Annotated in this window: 12 protein-coding genes; 3 read left to right on the forward strand and 9 right to left on the reverse strand. The window is 74.2% G+C overall.

What is annotated here, in order from left to right; all coding sequences use genetic code 11:
* Positions 1-18 precede the first annotated feature (18 nt).
* From aroA to ABD954_RS08775, 6 genes are all read right to left on the reverse strand, one after another.
* Positions 19-1,266 carry a 3-phosphoshikimate 1-carboxyvinyltransferase gene (gene aroA, locus ABD954_RS08750; RefSeq protein WP_345485281.1) on the reverse strand — a complete coding sequence of 416 codons (1,248 nt, stop codon included), beginning with the start codon at positions 1,264-1,266 and terminating at the stop codon, positions 19-21.
* Between the two features lie 220 nt (positions 1,267-1,486).
* Positions 1,487-3,412 (reverse strand): acyl-CoA dehydrogenase family protein, encoded by a 1,926-nt coding sequence (locus tag ABD954_RS08755; protein ID WP_345485283.1) that lies wholly within the window; start codon positions 3,410-3,412, stop codon positions 1,487-1,489.
* A 164-nt stretch (positions 3,413-3,576) separates the two neighbouring features.
* The gene (locus ABD954_RS08760) at positions 3,577-5,022 is read right to left on the reverse strand and encodes an aldehyde dehydrogenase family protein (protein WP_345485285.1); all 1,446 of its coding nucleotides are present in this window, start codon (positions 5,020-5,022) and stop codon (positions 3,577-3,579) included.
* A 145-nt stretch (positions 5,023-5,167) separates the two neighbouring features.
* Positions 5,168-6,112 (reverse strand): EamA family transporter, encoded by a 945-nt coding sequence (locus ABD954_RS08765; protein WP_345485287.1) that lies wholly within the window; start codon positions 6,110-6,112, stop codon positions 5,168-5,170.
* A gap of 87 nt (positions 6,113-6,199) precedes the next feature.
* Entirely contained in the window at positions 6,200-7,795 is a 1,596-nt protein-coding gene (locus ABD954_RS08770; protein ID WP_345485289.1) for a PucR family transcriptional regulator, read from the reverse strand.
* A 135-nt stretch (positions 7,796-7,930) separates the two neighbouring features.
* The gene (locus ABD954_RS08775) at positions 7,931-10,267 is read right to left on the reverse strand and encodes an ATP/GTP-binding protein (protein WP_345485291.1); all 2,337 of its coding nucleotides are present in this window, start codon (positions 10,265-10,267) and stop codon (positions 7,931-7,933) included.
* 618 nt (positions 10,268-10,885) lie between these two features.
* Here ABD954_RS08775 and gabT point away from each other — a divergent pair.
* From gabT to ABD954_RS08790, 3 genes are all read left to right on the forward strand, one after another.
* Positions 10,886-12,220: a 4-aminobutyrate--2-oxoglutarate transaminase gene (gene gabT, locus ABD954_RS08780; RefSeq protein WP_345485292.1), complete on the forward strand. Its 1,335-nt coding sequence runs from the start codon at positions 10,886-10,888 to the stop codon at positions 12,218-12,220.
* A 109-nt stretch (positions 12,221-12,329) separates the two neighbouring features.
* Entirely contained in the window at positions 12,330-13,124 is a 795-nt protein-coding gene (locus ABD954_RS08785) for a phosphatase PAP2 family protein (RefSeq protein WP_345485294.1), read from the forward strand.
* A complete protein-coding gene (locus ABD954_RS08790) occupies positions 13,121-13,783 on the forward strand; it encodes a hypothetical protein (protein WP_345485296.1) in 663 nt (220 codons plus the stop codon). Before ABD954_RS08785 ends, ABD954_RS08790 begins: the two co-directional genes overlap by 4 nt.
* On the opposite strand, the gene ABD954_RS08795 is transcribed toward ABD954_RS08790, so the two are convergent.
* The 3 genes from ABD954_RS08795 to ABD954_RS08805 form a co-directional block, all read right to left on the reverse strand.
* Positions 13,768-15,573 (reverse strand): chitinase, encoded by a 1,806-nt coding sequence (locus ABD954_RS08795; protein ID WP_345485298.1) that lies wholly within the window; start codon positions 15,571-15,573, stop codon positions 13,768-13,770. The two genes, ABD954_RS08790 and ABD954_RS08795, sit on opposite strands and share 16 nt — an antisense overlap.
* A 107-nt stretch (positions 15,574-15,680) precedes the next feature.
* A complete protein-coding gene (locus ABD954_RS08800) occupies positions 15,681-16,181 on the reverse strand; it encodes a hypothetical protein (protein WP_345485300.1) in 501 nt (166 codons plus the stop codon).
* Between the two features lie 125 nt (positions 16,182-16,306).
* Complete coding sequence (locus ABD954_RS08805) at positions 16,307-17,734, reverse strand: NAD(P)/FAD-dependent oxidoreductase (RefSeq protein ID WP_345485303.1); 1,428 nt, start codon at positions 17,732-17,734, stop codon at positions 16,307-16,309.
* Positions 17,735-17,769 lie beyond the last annotated feature (35 nt).

Genomic DNA, 17,769 nt, shown 5'->3' on the forward strand with positions numbered 1-17,769 from the left:
GCAAACGCCGTGCGCTCTTCACAGGGCCTGTCGGAAGCCCTCGAAAACGGTGTGGAAGTCCGGGAACGTCTTCCGTACGCAGCCGGGGTCGTCGAACGTGATGCCCGGGGTGCGCAGGGCGGTGACCGCGAAGGACATCACGATGCGGTGGTCGCCGTGGGTGGTGATCTCCACCGGTCCCGTCGGGGTGCCGGGGTGGATCTCGATCCGGTCGGGGCCGGTGGTGACGGTGATGCCGAGGCGGCGCAGGTTCTCGGCGCAGGCGTCGAGGCGGTCGCACTCCTTGACGCGGGTGTTGGCGACGTCCTCGATGCGGACCGGCCCGTCGGCGAAGGGCGCGAGGGCGGCGAGGGTGGGCATGGTGTCGGAGATGTCCCGCATGTTGACGGTGAGGCCGCGCAGGGTTCCGGTGCCGCGGACCGTGGTCGCCTCGGCGCCGACCGAGACGTCGGCGCCCATGCGGCGCAGGACGTCGACGAAGGCGAGGTCGCCCTGGAGGGCGCCGGTGCCGAGGCCGGGGACCGTGACGGCGCCGCCCGGGACGAGGGCGGCCGCCGCGAAGAAGTAACTGGCGGTGGAGGCGTCGGGCTCGATGGCGTAGGTGGTGGCGCGGTAGCCGGTGGGGGCGACGGTGTACGTGCGTCCCCCGGGGCCGGCCGCACGGGTGACCTCCGCTCCGAAGGCCCGCATCATCGCGAGGGTGATCTCGACGTACGGCTCCGAGACCAGGTCCGTGACGGTGATCGCGAGGCCCTCGGCGGTGAGCGGGCCGAGCAGCAGCAGCGCGGTGAGGTACTGGGAGGACTGGCCGGCGTCCAGCCGGACGGCGCCGCCCTTGATGCCGCGGCCGGTGACGGTGAGCGGGTGGTGGCCCTCGCGCTCGCCGTGGGCCAGCTCGACGCCGAGCTCGCGCAGGGCGGTGGTGAGCGGACCGAGGGGGCGGCGGCGCATCTGGGCGGAGGCGTCGAAGCGGAAGGTGCCGTGGCCGGCGGCGGCGAGGGCGGGCAGGAAGCGGGCGGTGGTGGCGCCGTCCCGGCAGTACACGTCGGCCTCGTCGACGCCGGGCCCGGCGGGCCGCCCCTCGATGTGCCAGGCGCCGGGCTCCTGCCGTACGGCGTAGCCGAGGGACTTCAGACCTTCGGCGAAGCCCTCGGTGTCGTCGGAGCGGAGCGGCCGCAGCAGCGTGGTGGTGCCTTCCGCGGCGGCGGCGAGGAACAGGGCGCGGGCGGTGACGGACTTGGAGCCGGGGATGTCGATGACGGTCACGCCCGTCATCCTGCCGGTGCGGGCGGCGCGGTCGCCGCGCAGTCCGGAACGTGGACGGCGGGGCGGGGGTACGGCGGGGACGGAGGCCGCGCCCGGTCCGGCGCGCGCGGCGGGCTGCGGCGGGGCGGTGGTACGGCGGGCGGGGGTGCGGTGGGGAGGGAGGCGGCGCCGCCTCGGGACCGGGTCCCGTGACGGCGCCGCGCGGCCGGAGGCCGGCTGTCTAGCGGATCTTGCGGTGGACGTTGTCCTTCGACGACGGCCCGGGGGTGGTGTCGGCGATCCAGGGGCCGTCGTCGCTGGGGTCGAGGATGCCCTCCTCCAGCCAGGTGTACGAGCCGGCCAGGACCCCGTCGACGACCTTGCGGTCCAGGTCGTCGGTGTTGTCCCAGAGCCGGCCGAAGAGCTCGGCGGTCCGCAGCCGGGCCTGGCGGCAGAAGGCGTCCGCGAGCTGCTGGGCCTCGCGGCCGTGGTCGCCGGTGGTGCGCAGCAGTTCGGCCCGTACGCAGGCCGCGCTCATCGCGAACAGCTCGGCGCCGATGTCGACGATCCGCCCCAGGAACGCCTGCTTGAGCTCCATCTTCCCCTGCCAGCGGGACATGGCGTAGAAGGTGGAGCGGGCGAGCTTGCGGGAGGTGCGCTCGACGTACCGCAGGTGGGTGGCGAGGTCGCCGAACTCCCCGTACGCGCCGGGCAGCTGGCCCTGGCCGGCGACGAGTTTCGGCAGCCAGCGAGCGTAGAAGCCGCCGGCCCTGGCGCCGGCCTTCGCCTTGTCGGCGAGGGCCTTGTCGGGGTCGATGATGTCGCCGGCGACGGCGAGGTGGGCGTCGACGGCCTCGCGGGCGATCAGCAGGTGCATGATCTCGGTCGAGCCCTCGAAGATGCGGTTGATCCGCAGGTCCCGCAGGAGCTGTTCGGCGGGGACGGCGCGTTCGCCGCGGGCGGCGAGGGAGTCGGCGGTCTCGTAGCCGCGTCCGCCCCGGATCTGGACCAGTTCGTCGGCCATCCGCCAGGCCATCTCGGAGCCGTAGAGCTTGGCGAGGGCGGCCTCGATGCGGATGTCGTTGCGGTCCTCGTCGGCCATCTGCGAGGCGAGGTCGACGACGGCCTCCAGGGCGAAGGCGGTGGCGGCGATGAAGGAGATCTTGGTGCCGACGGCCTCGTGCCGGGCGACCGGCTTGCCCCACTGCTCGCGTTCGGCGGCCCATTCGCGGGCGATCTTCAGGCACCACTTGCCGGCACCGGCGCAGGCGGCGGGCAGCGAGAGCCGGCCGGTGTTGAGGGTGGTGAGGGCGATCTTGAGGCCGGAGCCCTCGGGGCCGATGCGGTTCGCGGCGGGAACGCGCACCCGGTGGAAGCGGGTGACGCCGTTCTCCAGGCCGCGCAGGCCCATGAAGGCGTTGCGGTGCTCGACGGTGATGCCGGGCGAGTCGCCCTCGACGACGAAGGCGGTGATGCCGCCGCGGTGGCCCTCGGAGGCGGGCACGCGGGCCATGACGACGAGCAGGTCGGCGACGACGCCGTTGGTGGTCCACAGCTTCACGCCGTCGAGGACGTAGTCGTCGCCGTCGGGGACGGCGGTGGTGGCGAGCCGGGCCGGGTCGGAGCCGACGTCGGGCTCGGTGAGGAGGAAGGCGGAGATGTCGCTGCGGGCGAGCCGGGGCAGGAAGGCGTCCTTCTGCTCCTGGGTGCCGAAGAGCTTCAGCGGCTGCGGGACGCCGATCGACTGGTGGGCGGAGAGCAGCGCGCCGAGCGCGGGGCTGACCGAGCCGACGAGGGCGAGGGCGCGGTTGTAGTACAGCTGGGTGAGGCCGAGGCCGCCGTACTTGGGGTCGATCTTCATGCCGAGCGCGCCGAGCTCCTTGAGGCCCTGGACGGTCTCGTCGGGGATGCGGGCCTCGCGTTCGATGCGGGCCCCGTCGACCCGGGTCTCGCAGAACGCGCGCAGCTTGGCGAGGAACGCCTCGCCGCGCCGGACGTCCTCGTCGGCGGGGAGCGGGTGCGGATGGATGAGGTCGAGACGGAAGCGGCCGAGGAAGAGTTCCTTGGCGAAGCTGGGTTTGTGCCAGTCCTGCTGCCGGGCTGCCTCGGCGACCTGCCGGGCCTCGCGTTCGGTGACCTTGGGCGGCCGCTGGGTGGGTGCGGACATGAAAAGCTCACCTCGCCGCTCGTCGGGGGGCCATGTGGCTATGTCCGTCGTACCCGATATCCACGGGTTCGGAAAGACGGGCGGGGCGGGGAGCGGGCACGCAGGACGGCCGGAGCCCCCGCACAGTGGGCTCCGGCCGTCGGTCTGTGATGCGTACGTACGGGTTACAGCGCGAGGCCCGTGAGGACCAGGACCCGCTCGTACGTGTAGTCGTCCATGGCGTACTTGACGCCCTCGCGGCCGACGCCGGAGCGCTTGGCGCCGCCGTACGGCATCTGGTCGGCGCGGTAGGACGGGACGTCGCCGATGATCACGCCGCCGACCTCGAGGGCGCGGTGGGCGCGGAAGGCGGCCTGGAGGTCGTGGGTGAAGACGCCGGCCTGGAGGCCGAAGTCGGAGTCGTTGACCGCGGCGAACGCCTCGGCCTCGCCGTCGGCCCGGGCGACGGTCAGCACCGGGCCGAAGACCTCGGCGCGGGCCAGGGTGACGTCGGCCGGGAGGTCGGTGAGGACGGTCGGGGCGTAGGTCGCGCCCTCGCGCTTGCCGCCGGCGAGCAGCTTGGCGCCGGCCGCGACGGCCTCGTCCACCCAGGCCTCGACGCGCCGGGCGGCGTTCTCGTCGACGAGCGGGCCGACGTCGGTGGCGTCGTCCGCGGGGTCGCCGGTGACCTGGGCCTCGACGGCGGCGACGATCTTCGGCAGCAGGCGGTCGTAGACGGAGGCGTCCGCGATCACGCGCTGCACGGAGATGCAGGACTGGCCGCCCTGGTAGTTGGAGAAGGTGGCGATGCGGGTCGCCGCCCAGTCCAGGTCCTCCTCGGAGGACCAGTCGGGCAGGACGACGGCGGCGGCGTTGCCGCCGAGCTCCAGGGTGCAGTGCTTGTGCGGCACGGACTCCTGGATGGCGTAGCCGACCTTGTCGGAGCCGGTGAAGGAGATGACCGGGAGGCGCTCGTCCTGGACCAGGGCGGGCATGCGGTCGTTCGGCACGGTCAGGATCGACCAGGAGCCGGCCGGCAGGTCGGTCTCGGCCAGGATCTCGCCCAGGACCAGGGAGGAGATCGGGGTGGACGGGGCCGGCTTGAGGATGATGGGGGCGCCGACGGCGATGGCCGGGGCGACCTTGTGGGCGCTGAGGTTCAGCGGGAAGTTGAACGGCGCGATGCCGAGCACGACGCCCTTGGGGATGCGGCGGGTGAGCGCGAGGCGGCCCACGCCGCCGGCCTCGGTGTCGAGGCGCTGGGCCTCGCCGCCGTTGAAGCGGCGGGCCTCCTCCGCGGCGAAACGGAACACGGACACGGCACGGCCGACCTCGCCGCGGGCCCACTTGATGGGCTTGCCGTTCTCGGCGGAGATCAGCTGGGCGATCTCCTCGGAGCGCTCGGCGAGCCGCTTCGACACGTGGTCGAGGGCGGCGGCGCGGACGTGCGCCGGGGTGGCGGCGAACTCGTCGACGACGGCGTACGCGGCGGCGACGGCCTCCTCGACCTGGGCCTCGGTGGGCACGCTGACCTTGCCGACCAGACGTCCGTCGTACGAGTTCGTGACGTCGAAGGTGGCCTCGCCGGTGGCCTCGCGGCCGGCGAGCCAGAAGGCGTGGGTGGTCGTCATTGCGTACCGGCCCTTTCCGTTTCGGGGGTGGTGCGAGGGGGTGTTCTCGCGCTCTCGTGCCACGTTAGGGCGAAGCGGGCGAAGGGGCGCTTGTCCGTGATGGAGTGGTGGGCGGGACGTCCTGTCCGCTTTGGCGTTGTCGCGATCATCCGCGCCGTTCGGTCGAGACGATGAGACAGACCCCGGCGACCACGATCGCGCCGCCGAGCACGATGGGCCACGACAGGGCCTCGTTCAGGATCAGGGCGCCGAGGGCGACGGCGACGACCGGGTTGACGTACGCGTAGGTGGCGACGAGCGAGAGCGGAGCGGTCTGGAGGAGCCAGGCGTACGCGGTGAAGGCGATCAGCGAGCCGAAGACGATCAGGTAGCCGAGGGCGGCCCAGGAGCGGCCGGAGACGGCCGACGGGTCCAGGCCGTGCTGCTCGCCGCGGACCAGGGCGACGCCGAGGCAGCCGACGCCGCCGGCGATCATCTCGTACGCGCTGGCGGTGAAGGGGTTGGCGGGCATCGGGATGCGCGAGGAGGCGAACGATCCGACCGACCACAGCAGCGTCCCGACGATCACGAGGACCACCCCGCCGGCCTGCACGTCCCCGCTGAGCCCCGGCAGCGTGAGCACGGCGAGCCCGGCCAGGCCGAGCAGCACGCCGACGAGACCGCCCGCGCTCGGCCGCTCGCCGAAGCCCGCCTTGAACAGCACCACCCAGGCCGGGACGACCGCGACGAGCAGCGCGGCCAGCCCGGACGGCACGGAGGTCTCGGCGAGGACGACCAGGCCGTTGCCGCCGAGGAGCAGCAGCAGTCCGACGACCACGGCGGAGCCGAGCCGGCGCGGGGTCACCTTGAGCGCGGCGGGCCCCTGCCGCCAGGCGATGATCCCGGCGAGGAGCAGTCCCGCGACGACGAACCGGGTACTGGCGGAGAGGAACGGCGGCAGCGTCTCCACGGCGACCCGGATGCCGAGGTAGGTCGACCCCCACACGACGTACACGATCCCGAGGGCCACCCACACGGCGACGGGAACGCGCCGGGGGGCGGAGGCGGGCGGCTGGGCGTCGGTCGCCGTGTCGGCGGCGGGGGTTGTCATGCCCAGGAGACTAGGCAGCGGAAGGGGAGATATCCAAGAATTGTGCCCGATATCGGGCAGCAGGGGAACGTTTTCGGCCAGGTGGGGCTACTCCGAGCCGGCCGCCCCGCGCGGAGGCGTCCCGTCGCCACGCGTCTTGAGGGCCAGCCAGAGCTCCATGCGGACGTCGGGATCGTCGAGGGAGCGGCCCAGGATCTCCTCCACCCGGCGCATCCGGTAGCGCAGCGTGTGGCGGTGGACGCCCAGGTCCGCCGCGGCCGCGTCCCACTGGCCGTGCCGGGAGAGCCAGGCACGCAGGGAGGCGACCAGGTCGCCGCGGCCGGTGGCGTCGTGGTCGTACAGGGCGCGCAGCAGGCCGTCGGCGAAGGCCCGGACGGCGTCGTCGGCCAGGAGCGGCAGCACGGAGCCGGCCGCCAGCTCCTCGTGCTCGACGAGCGCCCGCCCGCGCCGGCGGGCCACGGACAGCGACTGCTCGGCCTGCTTGTAGGCGGCGGCCGCCGCGATCAGCCCGGTCGGGGCGGACAGCCCCACGACCAGACCGGCCTCCTCCGCCTCCCGCGTCGCGTACCCCGCGCACGCCGCGACCACCGCTCCCCCGTCCCCGGCCAGGACGACGAGCCGCTCCGCGCTCTCCGGGCCCTCCGGCACCGTCAGGACCGACTCGCCCGCCCGGGCGGCGGCCGCCTCCAGCGTCTCGGCGAGCACCGCGAGCGGTGCCTCGCCGCCCTCCTTCGCCTCGCCGCCCGGCACCGGCTCGGCGATGAGCAGCCGGAACGGGGCGTCGAGCAGGCTCCCGTACAGGCCGCCGGCCACCGCGCGCGCGTGGTCGGGCTGCCCGGCGAGCAGCATCCGCAGCACCGCCGCGCCGAGCCGCTGCTCGGCGGCCTGGAGGGAGCGGGAGCGTTCCGTCGTGAGGGTCAGCAGGGCGACCGCGGAGTGCACGGCGTACCGCTCGGCCGTGCCCAGCGGCGCCCCGGTGCCGACGGCGAGCGCGCCGCGCACCCGCCGGCCGGTGCCGAGGGACTGCAACTCCACCCGGTCGTCGGTGCCGCCGACGACGGCGCTGGCGGGCGCGGGCCGCTCCCGGAGCCGTTCGACGTCGGCGGTGAGCCGGGCGGCCCGGCGGGCCGCCCACTCGGGCGAGACGGCGAGGACGCTGCCGGAGGTGTCGTAGAGCGCGGCCCAGCCGTCGACGTGCGCGGCGAGCCGGGCGACGACGGCGTCGGGGCCCTCGGCGAGCGCGGCCCTGGTCAGTTCGCGCTGGGCCTCGAAACCGGCGGTCACGGCCCGGTACTGGTCGGCGGCGATGGCCGCGGACACGGCCTTGCTGATGGCGAGGAACGGGGTGCGCCGGGGCACTTCGAGCAGCGGCAGGTGCTCCTCGCGGGCCGCGCCCAGGAGCGCCGCCGGAATGGTCTCGTAGTTGACGCCGACGGCGAAGCCGAGCCCGACGACACCGGCGCCGAGCAGCCGCCGCACATAGCGCCGCATCGCCTCGGGGTCCTCGGCGTCGAGGGTGAGCGCGGTGGTGAGCAGCAGCTCGCCGCCCTCCATGTAGGGGACGGGGTCGGCGAGCTCGCTGACGTGCGCCCAGCGCACGGGGGTGTCGAGGCGGTCCTCACCGGCTCGGACGGTGAGTTTGAGCGCCGAGTGCTGGACGAGCGAGGCGAGGGTGGGCGGCATTGGGGACCGTCGGACCTTAAGGGGGGAGGGAAGGCGCGCGGTGGGGAGGCGCGCGCCGCCCGTCGGGCGGCGCGCCACCGATTGTGCCAGTCCGTACCGGGGTGCGCCCTCGGCCTCGCAGGCGTCCCCGGGCCCTCAGGCCGTGTCTCGCAGGTCGACCAGGAGCGGCGGGGTGTGTTCGCCCCGTACGTGGGTGAGGGACAGGACCGCGTGGCCGGGCGGGACGGCGTGGGCGAGGTCGGAGGCGGACCAGCGTTCCCGTTCGACCTCGCGGACGGTCACGGCCTCCGTCGTCACCGCCTTGCCCGTCATCAGCTTGCGCAGGGCGTGGAAGGCGCGGGTCATCGGCTGGTCGGCGAACACGGTGTGGTGCGCGACCTCGGTGCTCTGCACCCACTCGGTGCCCCACGCCTCGGCGAAGGCCCGGCCGTCCCAGTTGGGAATGCCCGCGAACGCCATCCGGCAGCCGACCACCGCGAGCAGCGGTCCGTGCAGGGCGGCGGGGACCTCCGCGAGGGTGCGCAGGGCGAGGACGACGCCGGCGTTCTGGGGGCGCAGCCGCTGGAGGGCCCGCACGGTCCCGGTGGTGAGCGCGCCGGCCGCGTCGTCGAGGACGAGGCAGGCGAAGTGGCCGCGCGGCGCGCGGTCCCGGACGACCGTCTGGAACTGGGCGAGCAACAGCCGGTTGAGCAGCCGGGCGGCCTCCTCGTGGGCGCCGTCGGGCAGGCCGATCCTCACCCGCACGGGGTGCTGGGTGACGGCCCGGAGGGAGAACGAGCGGCTGTCCGTACCGCCGCCGCCGAAGAAGTCGGCGAAGACGGGGCGGTCGAGGGCCGCGAGGCGGTCGGCGAGGACGGGGCCGAGGTCCGTGGCGGTGCCGACCTGGCGGATCCGGGAGTCCAGTTCCCGCCGCATGGCCCCGGCGGTGTCCTCGGTCAGCAGACCGCCCAGGGCCCGCAGCGCCTCGGGGCGGGCCTCCAGGAGTTCGCGGAGCACCGGGACGGTGGGGAAGCGGCCGTACGCGGCCCGGTAGGGGCCGATGAGCTGGGCGAGCACGGTGGCGGCGCGGCGGGTCTCGACGCCCTCCATGTCGCCGACCAGCCCCTCGGCGAGGAAGGCGGCGGCCTCGTCGGGGTCGACGGCGCCGGCGTAGAGGTCCAGGTCGTACGGGGAGGTGGGGTCGCCGAGCCGGATCACGACGTCGTAGGCCCCGTCGGGGCCGAGCGGGGCGCCGGCCGCGGCGACCGCGACGACGGAGCAGCCGCCGGCGAGGGCCTGCAGGGTGAGCGACTCGACGACCGGGGCCACGAGCGAGCGGGTCTTGCCGGAGCCGGAGGGGCCGACGGCGAGGAGGGACGTGCCGAGGAGGCCGGGGTCGAGGGCGAGACCGGCCTCGCGGTAGGCGCGGGGCGTGCGGTCCGCGGCGGCGTAGCGACCGACCCGGACCTGGCCGAGGAGCAGGTCGTGGGTGGCCGTGCGCCGGGGCAGGTCGCGGTCGCCGGACGGGTGGGCGCCGGCGCCGGGCCCTTCCCGCAGCAGCTGCCCGACGAGGGCGGCGCGGCGTACGGCGTCGTGGCCGGCGTCCTGCCAGGCGCGGCGCACCCGGGCGCAGTCGACGTCGTTCATGCGGCCGTCGGCCACGGCGGCGGTGAGCAGGTCCGCCGTCTGCCGTTCGCCGGCCTCGCGGAGCTCGGGCCACTGGGAGGGGGGCGGGGCCTGTCCGGCTGCCGCCGCCTGGGCGGCGGCAGCGGCGGCGGCGCGGGCGCGGCGGGCGCGGCGGGCGCGGAGGAGGCCCTTCCAGTCGCCGAGCCGGGCGAAGGGCCACAGGACGAGGAGGGTGATGAGGGTGTAGAGGGTGTAGACGACGAAGGGGGACGTGAAGACGTCGAAGCCGCCGGTGAGCAGGGCGACGAGCGCGAGCACGGGCGCCACGACGGGCAGCGGGTCCCAGTCGAGGCCGAACGCCTCCGGCCACACCAGGACGAGGGTGCCCAGGGCCATGGCGGCCGCGACGGCGGCGCGGCCGCCGGGGCGGAAGCGGCTCACGTAGTGCCGGACGATCGCGCGCCACGAACCGAGGAAGCCGATGGCGCAGACGAGGACGAGGAGGAACACGCCGTCGTACATGGCGCGGGCCGCCTGGCCGTGCCAGTCCACGGGGGCGGTGGTGGCCGGGTACCACCAGTCCCTGGGGGTGAGCAGCCACAGGAACTCGGGCTTGTAGGGGAAGACGTCGGACCGCCAGGCCGACCAGGCGAGCAGTCCGATCGCCACCGGGATGAGCATGCCGGCGATGGTGACGGGGGCGAGCCGCTCGGGCCCCTCGGGGCCGGGCGGCTCGTGCCGGAACCGCCAGATCCCGGGCCCGGCCGCCGGACGCGGGGCGTCCAGCCACTCGGCGACGAGGCTCGCGCCGGGCGCCCGGGCGGGCGGGGGCGGCGCGGCCGGAGGGACGGCCGGGGGCGCGGGCACGCCCGCGGGCCCCGGCACTCCCGTGGGGCCGGGCACCTCAGCGGGCCCCGGGGCCCCGGCGGGCGCGGAAGCCGCCGCGGACACGGGCGGGCGTCCCGGATCGGATCCCCGCGCGGGCGCCCCACCCGGGGTCGCCGCAGGTCCCGGCCCGGCCGCCGCAGGTCCCGGCCCGGCCGCCGGGGGACTCGGCGGTACGGCCGGGGCCGGCGCGGGCGCCGGGGGGCTCGGCGGCACCGGCGGCGCCGGCGGCAGGGCGCCCGGCGGCGTGGCCGGGCGCGGCACCCCGGCTCCTCGGGTGTCGCTCGACTCGTACGTACCGTCGGTCTCCATGAACCCCTGCCCCCTGACCAGCCAGGTCGCCGCCACTGTGCCACCGTCAATCTAGTGCGCCGGGCCCGCGCCGGAGGGGATTCGCCCACCCGTACGGACCATCTCCTCCGAGGAGCGGCACGGACCCGGATCCGGCCCGCCTTCCCGGCCTCGCCCGCCGCACCATGTCCACCACGGACAACGACACGCCCGCAACACTCCCGATCGGCGCATGCCCGACCCCCTCCTCCGCGCCTAGCCTGCGGAGGAAACCCGCAAGTGCGTCCAGAACACCCCCAGGAGCCCCGCATGAACGCTGTCCCGCAGGAGCGGCGCGTCGTCACCGCCATCCCCGGCCCGAAGTCGCAGGAGCTTCAGGCCCGCCGTCTCGACGCGGTCGCCGGTGGCGTGGGCTCGGTGCTGCCCGTGTTCACCAAGCGGGCCGGTGGCGGCATCATCGAGGACGTCGACGGCAACCTGCTGATCGACTTCGGTTCCGGCATCGCCGTGACCTCGGTCGGCGCCTCCGCCGAGGCCGTGGTCCGCCGCGCCTCCGCCCAGCTCGCGGACTTCACCCACACCTGTTTCATGGTCACGCCGTACGAGGGCTACGTCGAGGTCTGCGAGGCCCTCGCCGAGCTGACCCCGGGCGACCACGCCAAGAAGTCCGCGCTGTTCAACTCGGGCGCCGAGGCCGTCGAGAACGCGGTCAAGATCGCCCGTTCGTACACCAAGCGCCAGGCCGTCGTCGTCTTCGACCACGGCTACCACGGCCGCACCAACCTCACCATGGCGCTGACGGCGAAGAACATGCCGTACAAGCACGGCTTCGGCCCGTTCGCCCCCGAGGTCTACCGCGTGCCGGTCGCCTACGGCTACCGCTGGCCCACCGGCCCGGAGAACTGCGGCCCCGAGGCCGCCGCCCAGGCCATCGACCAGATCACCAAGCAGATCGGCGCCGAGAACGTCGCCGCGATCATCATCGAGCCGGTGCTCGGCGAGGGCGGCTTCATCGAGCCGGCCAAGGGCTTCCTGCCGGCGATCGTGAAGTTCGCCAACGACAACGGCATCGTCTTCGTCGCGGACGAGATCCAGTCCGGCTTCTGCCGCACCGGCCAGTGGTTCGCCTGTGAGGACGAGGGCATCGTCCCGGACCTGATCACGACCGCCAAGGGCATCGCCGGCGGTCTGCCGCTCGCCGCCGTCACCGGCCGCGCCGAGATCATGGACTCCGTCCACGGCGGCGGCCTCGGCGGCACCTACGGCGGCAACCCGGTCGCGTGCGCGGGTGCGCTGGGCGCCATCGAGACCATGAAGGAGCTCGACCTCAACGGCAAGGCCAAGCGCATCGAGGAGGTCATGAAGGGCCGCCTCTCCGCCATGCAGGAGAAGTACGAGATCATCGGCGACATCCGCGGCCGCGGCGCCATGGTCGCCATCGAGCTGGTGAAGGACCCGGCGACCAAGGAGCCGAACCCGGAGGCCGCGGGCGCGCTGGCCAAGGCCTGCCACGCCGAGGGCGTGCTCGTCCTCACCTGCGGCACCTACGGCAACGTGCTGCGCTTCCTCCCGCCGCTGGTCATCGGCGAGGACCTCCTGAACGAGGGCCTGGACGTCATCGAGTCGGCGCTGGCCCGTATCTGACGACCGGAAGACCGCTTCTGACACCCTGTGTGAAGAAGCTGTGGGGGGCCGATGGCGGGATGGCGATCCGGCTGTCGGTCCCCTTCCGCGTGCCGTACGGTTTCCGCAGATGAGAGAAACACCCCGGGCGGAGCCTCCCCAGCCCCGCCCGCACCGTGCCTTCGCGCACACCACTGGAGCCCTGGGCTCCGGAACTCCTCACCGATCGGATGGCCGCCCGCCCCACACCCCCCGGGGCGCGCGGCAGCCCGGTCACGACGACCGCCCCGGAACCACCCCCCCTGTTCCGGGGCGGTCGGCTGCCCTCCGGGCCCTCCGGGTCCTCGTCGCCCTCCTCGGCCTCGCCTTCCTCGCCGTCTGCACCTGGCAGGTCCTGGTCCACGGCCCCCTCGCCCGCCTCGACGAGCGCGTGTCCCGCGCGCTGGTGGACTCCGTCCCGCGCCCGCTCTCCGAGCTCGCCTCCGACCTCGGCAACCTGACGGTGGCCGTACCGGTCCTGGCCTGCGCGATGGCGTACGCGGTCCGGCGGGGGCGCCGCGCGGCCGCCGTCTTCGCGGGCCTCGCCATGGCCCTCGTCCCGCTCCTGGTGGTGCCGCTGAAGCTCTGGACGGCCCGCCCCGGGCCCCTGGAGCCGTGGGCCCACGGCTACTTCCCCTCCGGCCACACGGCCACGGCGCTGGTCGCCTACGTCAGCGCGGCCTTCCTGGTCTCCCGCCGCCTGCTGCCCCTGGCCGTGCTCCTGACCGCGGTCACCGCCACGGGGCTGGTGCTGCGCGGCTTCCACTGGCCCCTGGACATCCTGGCCTCCGTCGCGCTGTGCCTGCCCCTGCTGTACTGGCCCGCCCTCGCCGCGCGGTACGGTCGCGTCGCCCCGCCCGCGACACCCGCACCGGAGAAGAGATGACGATCCACCGGCCCGGCCTCCCGACCGACCTGCCCGACCCCGACCTCCTGTGGACGCGCTGGGCCCTGGCCGCCGTCGTGCAGGCCACCACCGAGGCGGAGGACGACGGCGTCCACCGGACCGGCGTCTGGATCGACGACGAGGGTCTGCACCTCGACGACTGCGGCTGCACCTGGTGGACCTTCTCCCGCGTGGGCGAGGGCCGTTACGTGCTGTTCGGCGAGGACGAGTCGAGCGGTTGCAAGTGGTATGAGCCGCCGGTCGACATGCTGGCGGGCGGCCCGGACTGGCTCCCGTACGAGGAGCTGCGCGACCGGCTCGCGGGGAACGAGCTGGGCTGCGTCTACTGGTACGAGGACGGCGCCTGGGGCCGTGCCCCGTACCCGGAGGACCTGGACGACGACGGCCTGGACTGCGGGATGAGCCGGTTCGTCTTCCGGGCCGAGACCCTGCTCCTGCTGGCCGACCACGTGGCGTACGACCGTCCGGCGGCGGAGCTCCTCATGGCCGCCGCCGAAGGGCACCGCCTGACGCCGGAGTTGCTGGCGGCGCACGTCGTGGCGGAGGACCGCGGCGACCCGGACCTTCCGGCGATGGTCCGGGCGCTGCGGCGCACGGGTCTGGACCGCGAGGCCGAGGCCGGTCAGCTCCAGGCGTAGGCGTCGAAGTTCCGGCTGAACTCCTGCTGGTGGAAGCGGTCCCAGTTGATCGACCAGGTCATCAGGCCGCGCAGGCCGGGCCAGGTGCCGTGGGTCCGGTACGGGCCGCAGTTCGCCTTCTTCGTCAGGCAGTCCAGGGCCTTGTTCACCTCGGCCGGCGGGGTGTGGCCGTTGCCGGCCTGGGGGGAGGCGGGCAGGCCGATGGCGACCTGGTCGGGGCGCAGGGCCGGGAAGACGCGGTCGGTGTTGCCGGCGACGGGGAAGCCGGTGAGGAGCATGTCGGTCATGGCGATGTGGAAGTCGGCGCCGCCCATGGAGTGGTACTGGTTGTCGAGGCCCATGATCGGGCCCGAGTTGTAGTCCTGGACGTGGAGCAGGGTGAGGTCGTCGCGCAGGGCGTGGATGACCGGCAGGTAGGCGCCGGCGCGCGGGTCCTGGCCGCCCCAGGGGCCGGATCCGTAGTACTGGTAGCCCAGCTGGACGAAGAAGGTCTCCGGCGCCATGGTCAGCACGAAGTCGTCGCCGTAGCGGGCCTTCAGGGTCTTCAGGGCCGCGATGAGGTTCACGATGACCGGGGACGTCGGGTTGCGGAAGTCGGTGTCGCCGGTCTGGAGCGACAGCGAGTGGCCCTCGAAGTCGATGTCGAGGCCGTCGAGGCCGTACTCGTCGATGATCTTCGACACGGAGGAGACGAAGGTGTCGCGGGCGGCGGTGGTGGCCAGCTGGACCTGGCCGTTCTGGCCGCCGATGGAGATGAGGACCTTCTTGCCGGCGGCCTGCTTGGCCTTGATGGCCGCCTTGAAGTCGGCGGCCGGCTCGACGTTCGGGCATTCGGTCGCCGGGCACAGACGGAAGCGGATGTCGCCCGAGGTCACCGTGGTCGGTTCGCCGAAGGCGAGGTTGATGACGTCCCAGGAGTCGGGGACGTCGGCCATGCGGGTGTAGCCGGAGCCGTTGGCGAAGCTCGCGTGGAGGTAGCCGACCAGGGCGTGGGCGGGCAGACCGCCGCCGGGGTCGCCGCCGCCTTCGGAGGCGGTGGTCACGGTCAGGGGGGTGGACTTCGCCGATTCGCCGGCGCTGTTGGCGGCGGAGACCTGGAAGGTGTACGCGGTGGCGGGGCTCAGGCCGGTGGCCGTGTACGCGGGGGTGGTGACGGTCGCGAGGGGGAGGCCGTCCTTGTGGACCCGGTACGAGGTGGCGCCGGGGACCGCGGGCCAGGTCAGCGTCACCGAGGTGGCGGCCGGGGAGCCGGCCGTGAGGCCGGTGGGGGTCGCCGGTGTGCCGACGGGGTCGCCGCCGGGGCCGAGGAGGGACAGGTCGTCGGCGAGGTAGGCGCCGGTGCCGTACCAGCCGTGGGTGAAGACGGTGACGGAGGTCGTCCGGGGGCCGGTGGTGAAGGTGGTGGCGAGCCGCTGCCAGTCGGGGGCGGACTGGGTCCAGGTGGTGACGTCGGTGGTGCCGGTGCCGGTGGCGCCCAGGTGCACGTAGCCGCCGCGGACCCAGCCGCTGAGCGCGTAGGTGGAGTCGGGCTTCACGCTGACGGTCTGGGAGCAGCGGGCGTTGTCGCTGCCGGCCGGGGTGGCGCGCAGGGCCTTCGTCCCGCCGTGCACGGGCGAGGTGACGACGGCCCCGCTGCCCGCCGTACAGCTCCATCCGTCCAGGCCGGCCTCGAAGCCGCCGTTGCGGGCGATCTCGGTGTCGGCGGCCTGGGCGGTGGGGGTGAGCGCCGTGAGTCCCGCGGCGGCGAGCACTCCGGCCAGCAGGAGGGTGAGGGGTCTGGGGCGGTCCACAACTGCCTCCGGGGATGGGGAATCGAGGTGGAGCGCGCCACAGCATGGTCCAGACCAATCGAGTGGTCAAGACCTCTGACCGCGACCCGTAGGGGTCCGCGCGCGGCTCAGGCGCCTCCCGGTTCGCGTTCCTCCCCGGCCAGCCGGCCCGCCGCCTCGTGCATCGCCAGTTCGAGCAGCGAGGCGTCGGTGAGGGTTCCGGCCGCGTCCGGGGCCACCAGCCAGCGCACCCCGCCGCCGGTCGCCCGGCCCGGGTAGGGGACAACGATCCAGGTGCCGGCGCCGGCGCCGCGGACGCCGGTGCCCAGCCAGCGGGTCGCGGTGCCCGGCGGGACGAAGAAGCCCATCCGGGCGTCGCCGAAATCGGCGAGGACCGGGCCCGGCCGGTCCACCAGGCGGGTCAGCACGTCCAGGGTGGGATAGCCGAGCTCGGCCGGCAGGATCAGCACGTCCCACCGCCGGCCGGCGGGCAGCAGCGCGACCCCGTGCGGATTGCGCTCCCACTCCCAGCGGCAGGCGTCGGGATCCGGCGCGACCGAGACGAGCCACTCCACCGCGGTCCTGGCCTCCCCGGCGCCCGCACCCGTCCCCGTCTCCGTACCGGTCATCACGAAAGCCCTCTCTCTGCGTCGGGACCCGCGGTCGCGGTGTCCGTACGGAGAGAGAGGGCCGCCCCGCCGCTATGACGCGGGTTCACCACTCCGCGCATGTGACCTGTGTCACATCGGCGGGATCAGCTGTCGAAGCCGAGGCCGAGCCGGTCCATCGCCTTCAGCCACAGGTTCCGCCGGCCGCCGTTCTCGTCGGCGCGGGCCAGCGACCACTTGGTGAGCCCGATGCCCGCCCAGGCGATCGGCTCCGGCGGGAACGGCAGCGGCTTGGAGCGGACCATCTCCAGCTCCGTCCGTTCGGTCCGCTCCCCCGCCAGCAGGTCCAGCATCACGTCCGCGCCGAAGCGCGTCGCGCCCACGCCGAGGCCCGTGTAGCCGGCCGCGTACGCCACCTTGCCCTGGTGGGAGGTGCCGAAGAAGGCCGAGAAGCGCGAGCAGGTGTCGATCGCGCCGCCCCAGGCGTGGCTGAAGCGCAGGCCCTCCAGCTGCGGGAAGCAGGTGAAGAAGTGCTGGGCGAGCTTGAGGTAGGTCTCGGGGCGGTGGTCCATCTCGGCGGCCACTTTGCCGCCGAAGCGGTAGACCGCGTCGTAACCGCCCCACAGGACGCGGTGGTCGGCGGTGATCCGGAAGTAGTGGAACTGGTTGGCGGAGTCGCCGAGTCCCTGCCGGTTCTTCCAGCCCACCGACGCCAGTTGCTCGGGCGAGAGCGGCTCGGTCATCAGCGCGTAGTCGTAGACAGGGACGACGTAGTGCCGCACCCGCTTGACCAGCGACGGGAAAACGTTGGTGCCGAGGGCGACCCGGCGGGCCGCGACCCGGCCGTACGGGGTGCGCACGGCCATGCCGCCGCCGGGGCCGCCCGCCGACACCAGGTCGAGCGCCGGGGTGTTCTCGAAGATCCGCACCCCGAGGTCCAGACAGGCCCGCTTGAGCCCCCAGGCGAGCTTCGCCGGGTGCAGCATGGCCACGCCGCGGCGGTCCCACAGACCGCCCTGGAAGGTCGGCGAGTCGACCTCGGCGCGCACCGCGTCCCGGTCCAGGAGGGTCAGTCCGTCGGCCAGGCCCAGCCGGTCGGCCTCCTCGTACCAGGCGTGCAGTTCGTCGACCTGGTAGGGCTCGGTCGCCACGTCGATCTCGCCGGTGCGCTCGAAGTCGCAGTCCAGGCCGTAGCGGGCGACGGTCTCCTCGATGGCGTCGAGGTTCCGCTCGCCCATCCGCTCCAGCGTCGCGAGCTCACCCGGCCAGCGGGCGAGGCCGTTGCCGAAGCCGTGGGTGAGGGAGGCGGCGCAGAAGCCGCCGTTGCGGCCCGAGGCGGCCCAGCCCACCTCGCGGCCTTCGATCAGGACGACATCCCTGGAGGGGTCGCGCTCCTTGGCGAGGAGCGCGGTCCACAGTCCGCTGTAACCGCCGCCGACCACGAGCAGGTCGCACCGCTCGGTGCCGGTGAGGGCGGGCAGGGCTCCGGGCTTGCCGGGGTCTTCCAGCCAGAAGGGGACGGGCTGGGCGTCGGAGAGAGATTGTGCAGCGAGACGCATGGCGACTGGGGCCATGGTTTCCAACTCCTTCGGTGCCCGACCGGGCTGTC

The sequence above is a fragment of the Streptomyces roseoviridis genome (genome assembly GCF_039535235.1).
GTDB lineage: Bacteria > Actinomycetota > Actinomycetes > Streptomycetales > Streptomycetaceae > Streptomyces > Streptomyces roseoviridis.